10 protein-coding genes are annotated in these 17,943 nt (G+C 60.3%); all 10 read right to left on the reverse strand.

Going from position 1 to position 17,943, the window contains the following annotated elements:
- Window positions 1-84 precede the first annotated feature (84 nt).
- The 10 genes from B3C1_RS12300 to B3C1_RS12345 all read right to left on the reverse strand — a co-directional run bounded on the left by B3C1_RS12300 (window position 85) and on the right by B3C1_RS12345 (window position 17,856).
- Entirely contained in the window at window positions 85-1,338 is a 1,254-nt protein-coding gene (locus tag B3C1_RS12300; RefSeq protein ID WP_008485174.1) for an ammonium transporter, read from the reverse strand.
- A gap of 39 nt (window positions 1,339-1,377) precedes the next feature.
- A complete protein-coding gene (locus B3C1_RS12305; protein ID WP_008485175.1) occupies window positions 1,378-1,716 on the reverse strand; it encodes a P-II family nitrogen regulator in 339 nt (112 codons plus the stop codon).
- A gap of 136 nt (window positions 1,717-1,852) precedes the next feature.
- Complete coding sequence (locus B3C1_RS12310; protein ID WP_008485176.1) at window positions 1,853-2,206, reverse strand: YacL family protein; 354 nt, start codon at window positions 2,204-2,206, stop codon at window positions 1,853-1,855.
- Window positions 2,207-2,238: 32 nt separating this feature from the next.
- Window positions 2,239-2,541, reverse strand: coding sequence for a PepSY domain-containing protein (locus tag B3C1_RS12315; protein WP_008485177.1), 303 nt, complete (start codon window positions 2,539-2,541; stop codon window positions 2,239-2,241).
- A 198-nt stretch (window positions 2,542-2,739) separates the two neighbouring features.
- A complete protein-coding gene (gene acnB, locus B3C1_RS12320; RefSeq protein WP_008485179.1) occupies window positions 2,740-5,337 on the reverse strand; it encodes a bifunctional aconitate hydratase 2/2-methylisocitrate dehydratase in 2,598 nt (865 codons plus the stop codon).
- A gap of 167 nt (window positions 5,338-5,504) precedes the next feature.
- Entirely contained in the window at window positions 5,505-7,937 is a 2,433-nt protein-coding gene (locus tag B3C1_RS12325) for a S9 family peptidase (RefSeq protein WP_008485181.1), read from the reverse strand.
- Between the two features lie 86 nt (window positions 7,938-8,023).
- Window positions 8,024-10,093 carry a M13 family metallopeptidase gene (locus tag B3C1_RS12330; RefSeq protein ID WP_008485182.1) on the reverse strand — a complete coding sequence of 690 codons (2,070 nt, stop codon included), beginning with the start codon at window positions 10,091-10,093 and terminating at the stop codon, window positions 8,024-8,026.
- 94 nt (window positions 10,094-10,187) lie between these two features.
- Window positions 10,188-14,543: an EAL domain-containing protein gene (locus tag B3C1_RS12335; protein WP_083858327.1), complete on the reverse strand. Its 4,356-nt coding sequence runs from the start codon at window positions 14,541-14,543 to the stop codon at window positions 10,188-10,190.
- 121 nt (window positions 14,544-14,664) lie between these two features.
- Complete coding sequence (locus B3C1_RS12340) at window positions 14,665-16,884, reverse strand: patatin-like phospholipase family protein (protein WP_008485184.1); 2,220 nt, start codon at window positions 16,882-16,884, stop codon at window positions 14,665-14,667.
- A 60-nt stretch (window positions 16,885-16,944) separates the two neighbouring features.
- Window positions 16,945-17,856 (reverse strand): VirK/YbjX family protein, encoded by a 912-nt coding sequence (locus B3C1_RS12345; protein WP_008485187.1) that lies wholly within the window; start codon window positions 17,854-17,856, stop codon window positions 16,945-16,947.
- Window positions 17,857-17,943: the final 87 nt, after the last annotated feature.

The raw sequence follows: 17,943 nt of genomic DNA on the forward strand, positions 1-17,943 counted from the left end.
CCCCGCCTCAGCCATATCCGCGACACCCTGAAGATGATCAACGACCTGTTCCGTTGAAAAAAGGGCGCCAAGGCGCCCTTTTCCTTACTTGCTTATCTTGAACTCGGGATAGGCTTCCATACCGCACTCGGCCATATCCACACCCTCGTACTCTTCTTCCTCGGTGACCCTCAGGCCAACCACTTTCTTGAGGACGAACCAGACCACGAAGGACGTGATGAAGACCCAGGCGAAGATGCTGGCCACACCGATCAGCTGCACGGTGAAGATGGCTTCGGCGTTGCTCAACGGTACCGCCAACACACCCCAAATACCGACGGTGCCATGCACCGAAATGGCACCCACAGGGTCATCGATACGCAGCTTGTCCAGGCCGATAACGGAGAACACCACCAGAATACCCCCCACCACACCGATGGCGGTGGCCAGCAGTGGGCTGGGCGTTAGGGGTTCGGCGGTGATGGCAACCAGGCCGGCCAGGGCGCCGTTGATGGCCATGGTCAAGTCCGCTTTGCCGAACAGCAGCTTGGCGGTGACCAGGGCGGCAATCAGACCACCGGCAGCGGCCATGTTGGTGTTCACGAACACCTTGGCCACGGCGTTGGCTTCGTCGATGTTGGAGACTTTCAGCTCCGAACCGCCGTTAAAGCCGAACCAACCCATCCACAGGATGAACATACCCAGGGTGGCCAGAGGCAGGTTGGAGCCGGGAATGGCGTTGATCTCGCCGTTCTTGCCGTACTTGCCTTTGCGGGCACCCAGCAGCAACACGCCGGCCAGGGCCGCAGAAGCGCCGGTCAGGTGCACTATGCCGGAACCGGCAAAGTCCAAGAAGCCCATTTGGTCGAGGAAGCCGCCGCCCCATTTCCAGAAGCCTTCGATGGGGTAGATAAAGCCGGTCAGCACCACGGCAAAAGCCAGGAACACCCACAGCTTCATGCGTTCGGCAACGGCGCCGGACACCACCGACATGGCGGTAGCCACGAACACCACCTGGAAGAAGAAATCGGCCATGCCGGAATAGACGGGGGCATCGTCGCCGCCGGCCAGCACGGTTTCCACGCTGTGGTCGCCGCCGATCAGGAAGCTGATGCCGGGCCAGATGCTGTTAACCGCTTCACCGGGGTACATGATGTTGTAGCCACAGAGCATGTACATCACGCAGGCAATGGCGAACAACACCGCGTTTTTGGTCAGGATCTCGGTGGTGTTCTTGGCCCGAACCAGGCCCGCTTCAAGCATGGCGAAGCCGGCAGCCATCCACATCACGAAAGCGCCCGATACCAACAGGTAAAAGGTGTCGAGCGCGTAGGCAATTTGTATTGAAGGTTGATCCATTATCCTCTCCTAAAAATTATTCTCGTTGGGGGGACGAGCTTAGATGGCGTCTTCGTCGCGCTCTTCAGTTCGGATACGGACCACGGTTTCCAGGTCCTGGACCCAGATCTTGCCGTCGCCGACCTTGCCGGTTTGGGCTGCCTTGAGGATGGCATCGATGACGAGATCGACCTGACTGGCGGTAACCAGGATGTCCAACTGCACCTTGGGCAGGAAATCAATGCGGTATTCGGCGCCACGATACAGCTCGGTGTGGCCCCTTTGACGGCCGAAGCCGCGCACTTCACTCACGGTGAGGCCGTGCACCCCGGTTTCAGTCAGGGCTTCACGAACATCATCGAGCTTGAAGGGCTTGATAATGGCGGTGACCTTTTTCATCGCCTTTCCTCCTTGTTGACAGACCTTGACTATTTCAAGGGCCGTGCCAACGAAGAAAACGCAATGTAATCAGCATGTTGAAATTTAGAGCATTTATTCAGCGTCCAATACTGCACCAGTAGGGATCGCTAATGCACTAAGCTGGTGCAATGAAGGCACACCAGGCGCGGAAAAGTTGCAGGCCGTCTTCCAGGCCGCAATGGCCCATCAGATCGGTGTCATCAAGATCCAGGTCGGGGTCCACATCCTCTTGATCTTGGCCAAGGCTGTGGTGCTGCAGAGCCAGCTCCCCTTCCTCCAATACCAGGGTCCATTCCCGGCCATCAAAGCGGTGGCTGCCCTGGCTGGCAAGGGCCGCAATCAGCGGCGCCGCAAGGCTAAGGTCGGCACCCAGCTCATCTTCGATAAAGCGGCCAAAGGCGGCAAAACCGTATTCCATGCGCACCTGGTGGCGGCCGGTAAAGGGGTTGTGGCTGAATTGGTATTCCATGGTGCCTCACCTCGATGGGGGCGCCATTTTACTCAGGACAGGGGCTGGGCGCCAAGGATCTGGCCGCTGCCGGCGTCCATCAGTACCTGTTTGGCCTGGGCGTCCTGGGTGCGGATCTGCAGGCGGTACTGGTAACCCTCGCCGAGGGCCAGCAGTTGGGCATCTTTGATACGAGCACCGGGAAAGGCGTTGAGCAGGTCGGCGTGCAGCTGGTCGAAGGGTTTGATGCTGCCGTCGTTGACGACGGCCAGGACATCATCGGTCTGCATGTCTTTGGCAAAGAGGCTGGCGGAGGCCAGGACAAAAAGGGCGGGCAGGGTCTTATTCAGCTTCATTCAATCTCCTTTTCCATATTTACGCCTGGCATTCTATCGTATTTACCAATCAAAGTCTCCCTCGCCATCCGGCATTGCCAGGGTTCATTAAGGTAAAGCGACAAGGGCCAAGCCCGGCTGAGATCCCCTTTTGCTGGCCGGACCTTGGCTACGGCCAAAAAAAACCCCGCCGAAGCGGGGTTTTTCAAGGGCTTGGCCTTACACGGCAGCCTGGATGATCACTTCCTCAGCTTTCTTGGTGTACTGGGGCAGTTGATCGAAGTTCAGGTAGCGGTAGGTGTCAGCGGCAGTGGCGTCCAGCTCACGGGCGTACTCCAGGTACTCGGCCGGGGTAGGCAGCTTGCCCAGGATGGCGGCAACGGCAGCCAGCTCGGCAGAAGCCAGGTAGACGTTGGCGCCTTTACCCAGACGGTTGGGGAAGTTACGGGTAGAAGTGGACACGACGGTGGTGTTGTCACCAACGCGGGCCTGGTTACCCATACACAGGGAGCAGCCGGGGATCTCGATGCGGGCACCGGAGCGGCCGAAGATGCTGTAGTAGCCTTCTTCGGTCAGTTGGTCGCGGTCCATCTTGGTGGGCGGGGCGATCCACAGGCGGGTCTGCAGCTGGCCGTTGAACTTGTTCAGCAGCTTACCGGCAGCGCGGAAGTGACCGATGTTGGTCATACAGGAACCGATGAACACCTCGTCGATGGCGTCGCCGGTCACTTCGGACAGCAGGCGGGCATCGTCAGGGTCGTTCGGCGCGCACAGGATAGGCTCCTTGATGTCGGCCAGATCGATCTCGATGATTTCGGCGTATTCGGCGTCGGCATCGGCTTCCATCAGCTCGGGGTTGGCGATCCACTCTTCCATGGAAGTGATGCGGCGCTCGATGGTACGACGGTCGCCGTAGCCTTCGCTGATCATCCACTTGAGCATGATGATGTTGGACTGCAGATACTCGATGATCGGCTCTTTATCCAGCTTGATGGTACAGCCGGCAGCGGAACGCTCGGCGGTAGCATCGGCCAGTTCGAAGGCTTGCTCTACCTTCAGGGTCGGCAGGCCTTCGATTTCCAGAACGCGGCCGGAGAAGATGTTCTTCTTGCCTTGCTTCTCAACGGTCAGCAGGCCTTTCTGGATGGCGGCGTAAGGGATGGCATGGACCAGGTCGCGCAGGGTGATGCCAGGCTGCATTTCGCCTTTGAAGCGCACCAGCACAGACTCGGGCATGTCCAGGGGCATAACGCCGGTAGCAGCGGCAAAGGCCACCAGGCCGGAGCCGGCCGGGAAGGAGATACCGATGGGGAAACGGGTGTGGGAGTCACCGCCGGTGCCGACAGTGTCGGGCAGCAGCATGCGGTTCAGCCAGGAGTGGATAACACCGTCGCCCGGACGCAGGGACACGCCGCCACGGTTCATGATGAAGTCGGGCAGGGTGTGGTGGGTCTCGACGTCAACCGGCTTGGGATAAGCAGCGGTGTGACAGAAGGACTGCATGGTCAAGTCGGCACTGAAGCCCAGGCAGGCCAGGTCTTTCAGTTCGTCACGGGTCATAGGACCCGTGGTGTCCTGGGAACCGACGGTGGTCATCTTGGGTTCGCAGTACTGGTTAGGGCGCACGCCTTTAACGCCACAGGCTTTACCGACCATTTTCTGGGCCAGGGTGTAGCCTTTGTTGGACTCTTGCACGGCAGCAGCGCGGCGGAATTCGGTGGAATGACCCAGGCCCAGGGCTTCACGGGCCTTGTCGGTCAGGCCACGGCCGATGATCAGCGGAATACGGCCGCCGGCGCGCACTTCGTCCAGCAGCACGTCGGTTTTCAGTTCGAACTGGGCCAGCACTTCGCCGCTGTCGTGGCGAACCACTTTGCCTTCATAGGGCAGGATGTCGATGACATCGCCCATCTCCAGCTTGGAGACGTCCACTTCGATGGGCAGGGCGCCGGCATCTTCCATGGTGTTGAAGAAGATCGGGGCGATTTTGCCACCCAGGCAGACGCCACCAGCGCGCTTGTTGGGCACGTTGGGGATATCGTCGCCCATGAACCACAGCACAGAGTTGGTGGCAGACTTACGGGAAGAACCGGTACCGACAACGTCACCCACGTAGGCCAGGGGGAAGCCTTTTTCTTTGAGCTTGTCGATGGTGGTGATGGGGCCGATTTCGCCGTCTTTATCCGGGTCGATGCCGGGGCGGGCCATTTTCAGCATGGCCAGGGCGTGCAGCGGGATGTCCGGGCGGGACCAGGCGTCCTGGGCAGGAGACAGGTCGTCGGTGTTGGTTTCGCCGGGCACCTTGAATACAGTGACGGTGATCTTCTCGGCAACGGCGTTGCGGGCTTTGAACCACTCAGCCTCGGCCCAGGACTCTACCACCTGCTTGGCGATGGCGTTGCCGGCTTTCATTTTCTCAACCACATCGTGGAAGGCGTCGAACATCAGCAGGGTGTGGGACAGAGCCTTGCCGGCGATGGGGGCCAGGGCGCTGTCGTCCAGCAGGGCGATCAGCGGCTCGATGTTGTAGCCGCCCTGCATGGTGCCCAGCAGTTCGGTGGCTTTCTCTTTGGAAACGATGGGGGACTGGGCCTGGCCTTGAGCCACGGCAGCCAGGAAACCGGCTTTTACGTAAGCGGCTTCGTCAACACCAGGGGGAATACGGTTTTCCAGCAGATCCAGCAGGAAGGCTTCTTCACCAGCGGGGGGATTCTTCAGCAAGTCTACCAGTTGGGCAGTTTGCTCGGCAGAAAGGGGCTTTGGCACAACGCCTTGGGCGGCGCGTTCTTCAACATGCTTGCGATAGGCTTCTAGCACGACTCGATCCTCTTGTATGGCAGACCCCTGGGCCCACCGGTTTGTCTTTCGGGCCACGCCCGTGGAGGTGCGGCGATTATAGCGATTTTGTGACCAGATTTGAATTTTTACTCCAACAAAAAACGCCGCCCAGAGGGCGGCGTTGGTGCAGCAAGGCCAGGGCCTGCTTACTTGAGGTTGGCGTCCATCAGGTTGAGGATACGCTGGTATTCGTCGAGCCAGCTGGAGGGCTCACGGAAACCATGGGGCTCTACCGGATAGGGGGCCATGCTGAAGTGATTGGTCTTATGAAGCTCAATCAGATGCTGGACCATGCGTACCGAATCTTGGAAGAAGACGTTGTCATCCAAGATGCCGGACATGATCAGCAGTTGACCCTTGAGGTTCTGGGCATGGTAGATGGGGGAGCTGCGCTGGTACCCCAGGGGGTCGTTGCCCGGCAGGTTGAGGATGTTGGAGGTATAGGGCGCGTTGTAGTGGGACCAATCGGCCACGGGGCGCAGCGCCGCACCGGCCTTGAACAAGTCAGGGGCGGTATACATGCTCATGAAGGTCAAAAAGCCGCCGTAGGAGCCACCGAAGGTCCCTACCCTGCCCTTGTCCACTCCGAAGTGGCTGGCCAGGTAGTTGACGCCATCCTGCAGATCTTCCACCTCGGGGGTACCCATCTGGCGATAGATGGCGGTGCGCCAGTCGCGGCCGTAGCCCTTGGAGGCCCGGTAGTCCATGTCCAGTACCACGTAACCCTTGGTGGTCAGCAGGCTGCTGAACATGAACTCGCGGAAGTAACCGCTCCAGCCCAGGTGCACTTCCTGCAGGTAGCCGGCGCCATGGTTGAACACCACGGCCGGATATTGCTTGGCCGGGTCGAAATCCTTGGGCAGGTAAACCTTGGCGTAGACCGGTTGCTGGCCGTGGCTGGACGGAACCGCCACTATCTTGGGCGCGGTCCAGGGGCTCTTGGCAAAGGCGTCGGTGACGGTGTGGGTCAGCTGCTTGGGCTGGCCACCGGCGGCGCTCAGGCTGTAAAGCTCCGGCGGGTTCAGCACCTTGGAGTGGGTCAGCAGCAGGGTCTTTTGATCCGGGCTCAGCACGTAGTCGGTCATGCCGTCCAGGTCGGTCAGGGCCTGTTGCGTGCCACTGGCGATATCCAGCTTGTAGATCTCGTAGATGCCCGGGTGCTTGACGTTGGCCTTGAAGAAGAAGCTCTTCTCATCCTTGCTCAGCACCGGTTCACTGACCTCGAAGGCGCCTTTAGTCAGGGCCCGGGCCTTGGCGCCCCAAGGCTTGAGGTAGAGGTGGCTGTAGCCGGACTCTTCGGACTGGTACCAGAGGCTGTCGTCTTTGAGCCAGCCGAAATCGTTGAAGTCATAGTTGACCCAGGCGTCGTCATGGAGGCGATGTTGGGTGGCCAGCTTGCCGCTGTCGAGATCGGCGGTCACCAGCCAGCGGTCCTTGTTGTCCTGGGCTTCCAGTAGCAGGGCCAGCTTGCCGCTGTCGCTCCATTGGATGGCCGATTGGCTCCAGCCCCAATCCTGCATCAGCTGCACGGCGCGGGGGCCTTTGAAGTCGTCCACCTTAAAGCCGGCTTTGCGGTTCTCGGCCCGTACCTTGGCCAGGGGATCGGTGTCGATGCCCGGCAGGTCAGCCAGCTTGAGTTCGGTTTCCTTGCGGCTGGCAAGGTCTATCAATACAAAGACCTGGGGGTTGGGCTGCCAGTCGGCGACGCGCTGGCGCACCTTGCGCACTTCCACTTCACCGCTGTCTCCCAGGTAGTTGGGCATGACGTCGGTGTCGCTTCTGTCTTTCTGATCGGCTTCGCTGACCAGCACCAGGTGCTTGCCGTCCTTGGAAAGGCTCATCTCCACCAGGCGGCGGCCTTCACCCAGGTAGAAGGGTTCGGGGTTGGCGGTGGGGTTGGCGGCCTGGAGTTTCTCCTCCTCGGCAACCCTGGCCTTTTTCTTGTCGTGGTTCTGGGCCACCCACTTGATCAGCTTGTGCTGTTCTTCGGCCAGGTAACCCTTGGGTTCCTTGACCTTGACCGGGGCCTTGCCGTTTTTCAGTTCTGCCAGCAGCCGCACCAGGCCATTGGCCGGGTCTAGGGCATAAAAGGCCTGGCCGCGCTGGAAGGCGATACGGCCATCTTGCAGGAACTGGGGGTTGGCGTCCCGGTCGGCACTGGCGGTGAGCTGGCGAACCTTGCCGCCCTCGGCCAGGTAGAGGTTGCCCTCAAAGATGTAGGCATAGCGCTGGCCTTGCCAGACGCCACCGGCCACATGCAGGTAACGGTCGGCGTCAGCCACTTTTTGCACCTGGCCGCCTTTGATGGTCATCAGGTCGTACAGGGCACTCTTTTCACGCTGCTGCCAAAAATAGGTCTGGCCGTCGGCGCCGATAAAGGCTTGCTCTGGGCTGCGGGCGATCCATTGGGGATCGCTCATGATCTGCTCCAGGGCCGGGTGGCCGCTGGCGTCGCGGACCGGGGCGGTGACCTGGATATCCGCCTTGGCGGCAGGCACTGGGGTCTGGGCGGCCTGTTCTGTCATGGCACAGGCACTCAGCACCACCGACAAGGCCAGCGGTATTAGGGCTTTTCTCATTGTTCTCTCCCGGGATATCAACAAAACAGCCTCCCGAGGGAGGCTGTTTCACCTTCAGCTGAAGGTTCTTTTTACCATTTTTACGCTTACCAGATCTTCACGCGTTTATCCGGCGCTACGTACATCTGGTCGCCTTCGCTGATGCCGAAGGCATCGTAGAAAGCGGGGATGTTGCCCACAGTACCGTTGGCGCGGTACTGGCTGGGGCTGTGGGGGTCGGTGTTGAGACGCTTGCGCAGCTCGGCTTCGCGGTAGTTGCGACGCCATACCTGGGCCCAACCGATAAAGAAGCGTTGGTCGCCGGTGAAGCCGTCCATTACCGGGGCTTCCTTGCCGTTCAGGCTCATCTTGTAGGCCTTGTAGGCCATGGACAGGCCACCGAGGTCACCGATGTTTTCACCCAGGGTGAAGCTGCCGTTGACATGGGCATCGGGGAAGGGATGGAAGGCATCGTATTGGGCTGCCAGTTGGCCGGTACGCTCCTTGAATTTCTTCAGGTCGGTCTCGGTCCACCAGTTGCGCAGGTTGCCGTCGCCGTCGAAGTTGGCACCGGAGTCGTCGAAGCCGTGACCTATTTCGTGGCCGATAACGGCACCGATACCGCCGTAGTTGACGGCGTCGTCGGCGTTCAGATCAAAGAAGGGCGGCTGCAGTATGGCGGCCGGGAACACGATTTCGTTGGCTACCGGGTTGTAGTAGGCGTTGACGGTTTGCGGCGTCATGCCCCACTCGCTGCGGTCAACCGGTTTGCCCAGCTTGTCCAGCATCTTGTTGTATTCGAACGCGGCGTAACGGCGGAAGTTGCCCAGCAGTTGGTCGGCTTTGATTTCCAGGCCGTCGTAGGACTTCCACTTGTCGGGGTAGCCGATCTTGGGGGTGAACTTGGCCAACTTGGCTTTGGCAGCCACCTTGGTGTCGGGGCTCATCCACTCCAGGCCGTCGATGGACTCACCGTAGGCTTTGAGCAGGTTAGCAACCAGCTTTTCCATACGGGCTTTGGCTTCAGACTTGAAGTTACGGGCCACATACTCTTTGCCCACCATCATGCCCAGCACGCTGTCGGTGGCGTCGACCGCCTGCTTCCAGCGGGGGGATTGCTCTTCGGTGCCGGACAGCAGCTTGCCGTGGAACTCGAAGTGGCGGTCGGCAATCTGCTTGGGCAGCAGCTCACCGTAGTTGTCCACCAGGTGGAAAGCCAGGTAGGACTGCCAGGTTTTGACCGGCACCTTGCCGAACAGCTTGCCGAAGTCTTCAAAGTAGGACGGCTGGCCGACCACCAGTTCATGGGCGGCGTCCAGGCCAGAAGCCTTGGCGTACTGGTCGAAGTAGAAGCTCTTGAGGGTCTTGGCCAGTTCGGCGGAAGACACCTTGTTGTAGGTGGCGTTGGGATCGCGGTTCTTGACCTTGTCCCACTGGGCCTCGGCCAGCTTGGTTTCCAGGGCCAGGATGTCCTTGGCGCGCTGTTCGGTGTTGTCGAAACCGGCGTTTTTCAACTGGTCGCTGATGTAGGCCTGGTAGGCCTGGCGGATCTGCTGGTATTTGTCGGACTTGTCCAGGTAGTAGTCACGGTTGGGCAGGCCCAGGCCGGACTGGTCTACGTAAGCGGCGTTTTCGGTAGAACTCTTGGCGTCGGCGTAGACGTAGAAACCGAACGGCAGGGTCACGCCCTGCAGGGCCAGTTTACCCATTTCACTGGATACGCCGGCATGGCTGTCCAGGGCGCGGATGGCGCTGAGTTCACCCTTGATGGGGGTCAGACCCAGCTTTTCAACCAGATCGGTGTTCATGTAAGACTTGTAGAAGTCGCCGATCTTCTGGTCGTTGGAATCGGTAGCCGCGTTTTGCTTGGCAGCCGCTTCTTCGATGATGCTCTTAAGGGCGTTTTGGCTGTCTTCATACAGCTTGGAGAAAGAGCCGTAGTTGGACTTGTCAGCCGGGATGGGGGTGCTCTTCAGCCAGGTCCCGTTGACGTAGTGGTAGAAGTCCTGCTTGGGGGAAACGCTCTTGTCGAAGTTGGCCAGCTCGATACCGGAGCTCAGGGCAACAGCTTGCTGAGTGGTGGCTTGGGGAGCGGCAGGTGCTTCGCTTTGCTGGGCACAGGCGGCCAGGCCAAGGCCGAGCGCCACGGCCATCGCCAGGTGACTGAGTTTGGTCATGTCCATGTTCCTTGGTGTGATTTCTTATGATGACAACGGGCCATGGTACAAAGGCTGACCTGGCCCGCAAAGTCCCTCTTCTTTAGCAAATGTTTCAGCTTGCCTGCCTGGCTTTCCAGTCGAGTAGCCAGGACTTCAAGTCGGGCAGCGCCATGGGGCGGGCATAGTAGAACCCCTGCACCCGATAGCAGCCCAGGGCCAGGCACAGATCCAGCTGTTCTTCGGTCTCCACGCCCTCGGCCACCACCTTGAGCCCCAGGTTGCGGGCCAGGTCCACCACCGAGCGCACTATGGCGGCGTCGGCCTCGCTGTCGGTCAGGTCGCTGACAAAGGACTTGTCCACTTTCAGTTCGTTGACCTCGAACTGCTTCAGGTAGGCCAGTGAAGAATAGCCGGTACCGAAGTCGTCTACCGCCACCGACACCCCCAGCTTGCGAAGGGCCGACAGGTGTTCCTTGGCGGTGCCCACTTCCCGCATCAGGGTCGATTCGGTGATCTCCAGGCACAGCAGGGCCGGTTTCAGGCCGGTGTCGTCCAATACCTGGCGGACCTGGGCTACGAAATCGTGCTGGCGGAAATGGGCTGCCGAGATGTTGACGCTTAAGGTCAGGGGTTTGCGCCTTTCCTTGTTGAGCTCGCTGATGGCCGCTACCGCCTGGCGCAGCACCAGGCCGTCCAGTGCGGCAATCAGGCCGGTATTCTCCGCCACCTTGATAAAAACATCCGGGCTGACCTGGCCTTGGGTGGGATGACGCCAGCGGGCCAGGGCCTCCAGGGCCACCACTATCTCCCCTTCCAGCACATCCACCTGGGGCTGGTAGACCACGAAGAACTCTTCACGCTCCAGCCCCAGGCGCAGGTCGGCTTCCAGCTGCATCAACTGCATGGCTTCCTGGTTACGCCTGTGGCAGTAGAACTGCATGTTGTTCCGGCCTTCGTCTTTGGCGTGGTACATGGCCATGTCGGCGTTGCGCAGCAGGGCCTCGGGCTCGCGGCCATCGTCCGGGTAGAGGCTGATGCCGATGCTGGTGGACAGGAAGAACTGGCGCCCATAGACGCTGAAAGGTTCGGCCAGGGTGCTCAGCAGGGCTTCACACAGAGGGATGAGCTGCTCGGTGCTTTCCACCTCGTGGATGATCACCACAAACTCGTCGCCCCCCAGACGCGCCACCGTGTCCCTGTCACCCACCACCTCTTGCAGGCGGTTGGCCGCTTCGATCAACAGGCCATCCCCTACCCTGTGGCCATAGGTGTCGTTGACCGTTTTAAACCTGTCGAGATCCATAAACAGCAAGGCCAGGCGCTGGTCGTGGCTGCGGGCCGTAGCCAGGGCCTGGCCCAGGCGCTGCATGAACATGGCCCTGTTGGGCAGGCCGGTCAGCACATCATAGTTGGCCAGGCGCCTGAGTTCGGACTCGGCGGCCTTGCGCTCGGTCATGTCGGAGAAGACCACCACGAAATGGCGGCTGGCCGAGGCCTTGTCGTCCATGACGGTAACGTTGAGCCAGAGGGCACAGCTGCTGCCATCCTGACGAATAAGGGTGGTTTCCCCGGTCCAGGCACCGCTGCGGTATACCTGTTGCCAAAGGTCGCCATCCAGGAACTCGCCGGGCAGCAGGAAGGTCAGAGGATGGCCGATAAGCTGGTCCCTGTCGTAACCGCAAATCCGTTCTACCGCCGGGTTGCCGGAGAGGATCTCCCGGCCAGCCCCGAGGATAAGCACCCCTTCGGCGGTGTTTTCAAAGGCCCTGGCATAGAGGTTGACCTCCCCTTCCAGGTGCTTGCGCTCGGTGATGTCCTGGTAGATACCGGAAATACGCTGGGCACGCCCTTGTTCGTCCACGTCGACGATGCGGCCGATCACGTGCATCCAGCGGATCTGGTTGTTGACCATCACCCGATATTCCACGTCGTATCTTGAAGATTGCCCTGCCAGGTGCTGGTTCCAGGCGGCGAAAACCCTGTCCCTGTCGTCGGGGTGGATAGGTACCTTGTCCATGGCAAAGTGGACATTGCCGTCTGCCGACGCAAATTCGCTTTCGGGCCTGTGGATATCAAAACTGTTGCTCTCGGCCAGCCAGCTCCAGGTATTGGCGTTGGCACCGAACATGGCCAGGCGCAGCTGCTGCTCGGAATCTTTGGCCAGTTTGAAGGCCTTGTGGAGCCGTTGTTGCTGGCGGCGGCGCTGCTGGGCAAACAGCAGGCTGAGCACCAACAACAGCAGGCCAAGGGCGCTGAAGAAGGGGTAACTGCGATACCAGGGAGTGTCGATGGCAAAGCGCAGTATTTGCGGCTCGGGCCGCCAGCGCCCAGAGGTGGTGTGCCAAACCTTGATGCTGTGCCAACCGTGGTCGAGGCTGCCCAGCACTATGGGAGACTCTGAGTAGAGGGTGACGGGCTCGCTGTCGTCCGACACCTGGTAGCGAAATTGGGGTACCCGGCTGGAAGCATAGTCCTGGGAGCCCAATTGGATATGCAGCACACCCAGGTCGGCCGGCAGCTGCGGCAGTTTATTCATGTCCCAATAGAGCCCGCCCTTGCCGCCACTGCTGCGGCTTTGCAGAAACACCACGCCACTGTCTTCGTATTGCTGGCGATGGCGCAAGCTGTCACGGGCAAAGGCGGCGACCCCTTTGGCGGTACCGACCCAGAGGGTACCGTCATCCCCCACCTTGGCCGCCCCTTCGTTCAGCTCGTCGTCGGGCAGGCCGTCCTCCTCGAAGAAGGCTTCCACCACAGGTGCCGGCTGTTCTGGATGATGGACCAGCACCAGGGTGTTCTGCATGCCAAGGTAAAGACGGTCCCCGTCACGGCGGATAAAGAATATGGCCTGGCTGGGCAGATCCCAAAGGGCGCTGAGGTTGGTCCATTGGGGTTCAGCGCCGCCCCAGTCCAGGCGCCAGAGCCCTTCCTTATCGAAGCCCATCAGCAGTTGGTGGTCTCCGAGGGGTTCTATGGCATTGAGCCGGCGACCCGGCAGGTCCTGCACCGGTGTCCATTGGCCTTGTTCCTGATACAGCAGGCCGGCGGCGCCGGCCCCCCAGAAACGCTCTCCCTGGCGGGCGAAAACCTTCACCGAGTCCAAGGGCTTGCCGTTGGTATCTGACAGCCAGCCTTCCACCTGCCCTGGCCGCCAACGTAACAGGCTGTCCATGCCCCCTATCATCAGGCTGTCGCCATCATTCTGCAGGTTCAAGCAGGTTCGGCCCTGCCAGTTGCTGCCTTCCAAGGGCCGGCTAAAACTTTCTGTTTGGGGGTCAAAGAGGTAAAAGCCCGGCAGGCCGCACACCGCCAGCCTGTCCCCGAAGGGGGTAACGGCAAAGAAGCCGTCGTTGATGCTGAAATCGGCTGGCCGGTAAAGGCGGTGCGCCCCGGCAGACAGTTTTTCAAGGCCAGCATCTGTCGCCAGCCAGAGGGTGCCGTCAGGCTGGGGCAATACCCCCCAAACCACGTCCGAAGAGAGGGCAGGATCACTGCGGCGGCTGTAACTTGCCAAAGGAAGGGTGGCCTTGTTGGCCAACATCAGCACACCTTCCCCCAAGGCCCCGGCCCAAACCAGGCCGTTGCGGTCCACAGTGATGGCGACCAGGCCCTCAATCTGTGTCTGTGCCTTGATAAGCTCGCCATAGTCGACCAGTTGGCGGCTGTCGGGATGGTAGTACTGGATGCCGTAGCGGCCCGTCAGGTAGAAGCCGCCTTTGGCGTCCTCGGCCAGGGAGCGGAAGTAGTGCCCCTGTATTTGCGGCAGCACCTGCCAACCGTCCGGCCCCAGCTTGAGCTGGAACAGGCCCTTTTCCGACGTCAGCCAGAGCCGCTTTTGGCGATCCACCACCAGGTCTTTGGGACTGCCATAACGGCTTTTGTCCCAGGCCAAGGGTTGGGCTTTACCCTCTTCGGGGTCATATGCCAGCACCTGGCGTAACGACAGCAGGAAAAGATGGCGGCCGTCACTGGTGAGTTGGCGCCAGTTCTCGTCGATGCCGACACCGGCATCCAGGCTAAGCTGCCCATGGTGCCACAGCGCCAGCTTGCGCGATCCCAGCAGCGCCCAGAGTTCACCCTTATGTAGGGTTGCAGCCAGGACGCCGCCTGGGCTCAGCAGCGGCTGCTGTTGGGCCGTCGCCAGGGTTTCAAGACCGTTACCGAGAGACCAGTGCAGCAGGGCATTGGCGGTGCCCACAAAGAAGCCCTGGTCGTCTTTGACCAGGGTGTTGACCATCTGGTCCAGGCCGGGTGCCATGGGCACTGCCAGCGCCTTGGACTGGGTCAGTCGATAGAGGCCGTCAGGGGTGCCGGCCCAAAGATTGCCGTGGCCATCTTCCAGCAGGGCATTGACCCATCCGTTTGGTAGACCTTGTTGAGCCGTCCATTGGCGTATTATCACATCGTTGGTTAGGGCTGCGGCACTGGCGCAAAAGCACAGCAGCAACCCTGTAAGCCATCGCCACATACAGAGGCCCTGGGGGCAGGATCGTTCGCTCAGTTTATCATCCTTTGTCACCGGGGTTCAGCCGTCTGTTAAACGACAGCCGCCAAGGAAATCACAAAAATGCAAAAACCGGGCAACAAGATCAGAAGTCGGCGCCTAACGCAAAGTAGAAGCTGGACTCGTCCTCGCTGTTCTGGCCATAGGCAAAGAACAACGGGCCTATGGGACTGTCGATACCGGCATAAAGACTGGCCGCCTTGACCAGGTCTCCCATGCTGATCTGGTCCCGCCTGTCCCAGGTATTACCGCCTTCAAGGGTCATTCCCAGGAATACCGGGCTTTTAAAGAAGCCGAAGTTGTTCTCAAACAAACGGTAGCTGTAATCCAGGGACGCAAAACGCATATGGTTGCCCGACAGAGCCAGGCGACCAAAACCCGAGAGTTTCCGAAATCCCCCCAGCTCGAAACTGTCCAGGGGCGAGGCATCGTCATTGAAGTAGGAGCCGGCCTGCACCTCGAACGCCAGGGCGTGGGGGCCGCTGGACAAGGCCCCCTGCCATTTGCCCAGGAAATACGAGTTGCTGCTGCTATTGCCTAGCAGTTGGTCGCGGGTGCGGCGCAGCTCCAGCTCCCAGCGCTGGCCACGGCGGGGAAAGGTCCTGCTGTCCAAGGTGTCTTGCTGCCAAAGCAGGAAAGGGCCACTTTGCTGGTAGTTCAGCTGGCGGCTGCCGCTGATGGGCGGCAGGAAGATGCCCAGATCGTCTTCCAGGGAACCGTCCACGTAGCGCCACCCCAGTTTGATGCGGGACCAGCGGTTGAAGTTGCTCCCCAGGGCTGCCTTGTAGGTAGTGCTCTTGCGGTTCACTTCGATCAGCACATTGCCCTGGTCCTGGGCCAGGACCTCCCTCAGGGGTTGCTTGCGAAACTCCAGGTTACCCAGGGCAAAGAAATCCTGGTCGGCGTCAAAAGGCCAGTACAGCTCGGTCATGGCCCTTTTAACCAGGCCCAGCTCCACCTCGTTATGCCACTCGGCACCCAGGCTGGACAGGTTGGTACGGGTATAGGACATGCCCAATTGATAGTCCGAGGCGTCGGTAAAGTTGTCTTCTACCGCCAGCCGGAAGTTCAGGTAACCTGGCCCCCAGGAGCGCTCCCTGGCCTTGACCCTCAACACCCTTTTGCCTTCCTGCTCCACCAGCTCGTAATCGATCCGCTCGAACAGCTCAGTAGCGTAGAGCCGGTTAATGCCCAGATCCAATTGCTGTTGGTTATAGGGAGCACCGGCTTTGACACCCAGCTGTTCGCGCATCCAGCGATGGTCAAAGCCGGCGTCGCTGTCGATGACAATGGCGTCGATGGTCAGCACCTGGCCCCCGGCGCTGTGCTGGCGCCGCCAGGCCTGGTACTGGGCCTCGGGCAGAGCCAGGGGGCGCAGCTTGTCCAGCCAGGCCAGGGTAGCCTGTTCCCCGGCATCGACGGCAGCCCCCACCAGGTGAAAGTCCAGCATGGAGACAGACTCCAACTGCGGCTTTATCAGCAGATCACGGTCCCCAAGCAGGGCCTTTTGCCTGTCCATGTTGTCACGCACCAAGAAACGCGAAAGCTGGTCCATGATGGCCAGGGCCGAATCCAGATCCTGGCGGTCATGGAAAGGGGAATTGACGTCTACGGCGATAACAATATCGGCGCCCATGGCCTTGGCCACATCCACTGGCATGTTGTTTACCACGCCGCCATCCACCAGCAGGAGGCCATCCCGTTCCACCGGCCTGAGGATCCCCGGCACCGCCATGGAGGCTTGCAGAGCCTGGGCCAGATTGCCGTGGTCCATCACGACAGCATCCTTGTTCTCAATGTTGGTAGCGACACAGCGAAAAGGGATTGGCAGCTCGTCAAAGCTTTGAAAATTGGGCAGGTCCCCCAGGCTCTGGCGCACCAATGACACCATGGCCTGTCCTTGCAGCAGGCCTTTGGGTACTTTCAATTGGCCGTCGTCACTCAGGCCCAGGTTCAGCCCCAATTGAAAGCGGTCACGCTGTTCCTTCTTACGAAGGCTCTGGGCGCTGCGGCCGGGATCTTCCTGGTAACCCTGGCTCCAGTTCAACTGGCGCATCAGACTGTCTATCTCGTCGGCGCTTTTGCCCGAGGCATACAGGCCGCCAACAAAGGCCCCCATGGAGGTACCTGTGACCATGTCCACCGGGATGCGGTTGGCCTCCAGCACCTTGAGCACCCCCACATGGGCCGCTCCCCTGGCGCCGCCGCCAGCCAATACCAAGGCAATCTTGGGGCGCGGTTGTTCTTTGACTTCGGCTTGGGCCAGGCAAGACAGCAGCAGGGCGAGCAACAGCGTAAGGCGCATGGAAAATTCCCTTTATCGACACCAGCCTAGGTTAGTGAGCCCAAAGGGAAAATCCAAGAGTCAGCCCGGCAGGTGTTGCTGGCATTGCATCGCCAGTTCATCCAACCACTGATAGCGCTTGCGGTATTGGCTGCGTTTCTTGCTGGCGACCGACTCCAGATCCTTACGGGGTGCCAGCAGTGGCAATTGCCAAAGTGCCTCACCGGCAGCCACGCCGCCGCTTTCGGCCCAGAGGGCGTCATAGTCCGTTTTCAACTTGCCTTTACGCTGGTAGCGGCGGCTGGCAAAGATATGCCCCTTATTGGAGACCGCTTCAATAAAGCGGCAGGACCAGGCCTGAGCCAGTATGGATAGCAACTGCACCATCAGCGCCTTGGGCCTGATCCCGTGGCAATGGCGGGTCAGAGCACGGATCTGCTCCTCCCCGAGGCTGCTGTCGCGGCCGGGGCCTTGCAGACAACCGACCCTGAGCCCGGTTTGCCCCTGTTCATTACTGACCAGGGAAAAAGTGGCGGAGTAGAAGCGCTCCTGCTGCACTTCCAGCACCAGGGTCAATTCCCCTTCCCGTTGAAACTGGGTCAGGTACGCCAAGCGCACCACCATCCCCTGCCCTTGCGGACCGTCCAGCTCAGCCAGGGTCAAACCATCTTTTAAGAATGTGACCAATTGCCCCTGGTCCCAGCGCTCGGCCACCAGCCGGTAGTGGCCCGCCAACAGGGCGAAGCGCCGGGCCGGGCTCAAGCCCGCCATCAGGTAGGGCTTGAAGGCCTTCTCGATAGCCCGCAAGTGGCGGCGCAAAACCGGTTGGAAATGGGGAGAGGCAAAGAGTGCCTGGGTGTCCTGGTAGGCCTGGTGGTGAACCAGGCTGCGCCCCAGGAACAGTAACCGCTTTTTCAAAGCTCGGGCGGAATGCCCGGGATAGATGAGCCGGGCCAGGCCCAGACGCCCCGGCGACAAGGGTGCATACAGCATCACTACAACCTAATACTCAGATTTTACCGATATTTTATTACGGCATAGATTTACACTCGATAAACGAACACTGTTTAGTTGAGAGCA

This window comes from Gallaecimonas xiamenensis 3-C-1, assembly GCF_000299915.1.
Classification (GTDB): domain Bacteria; phylum Pseudomonadota; class Gammaproteobacteria; order Enterobacterales; family Gallaecimonadaceae; genus Gallaecimonas; species Gallaecimonas xiamenensis.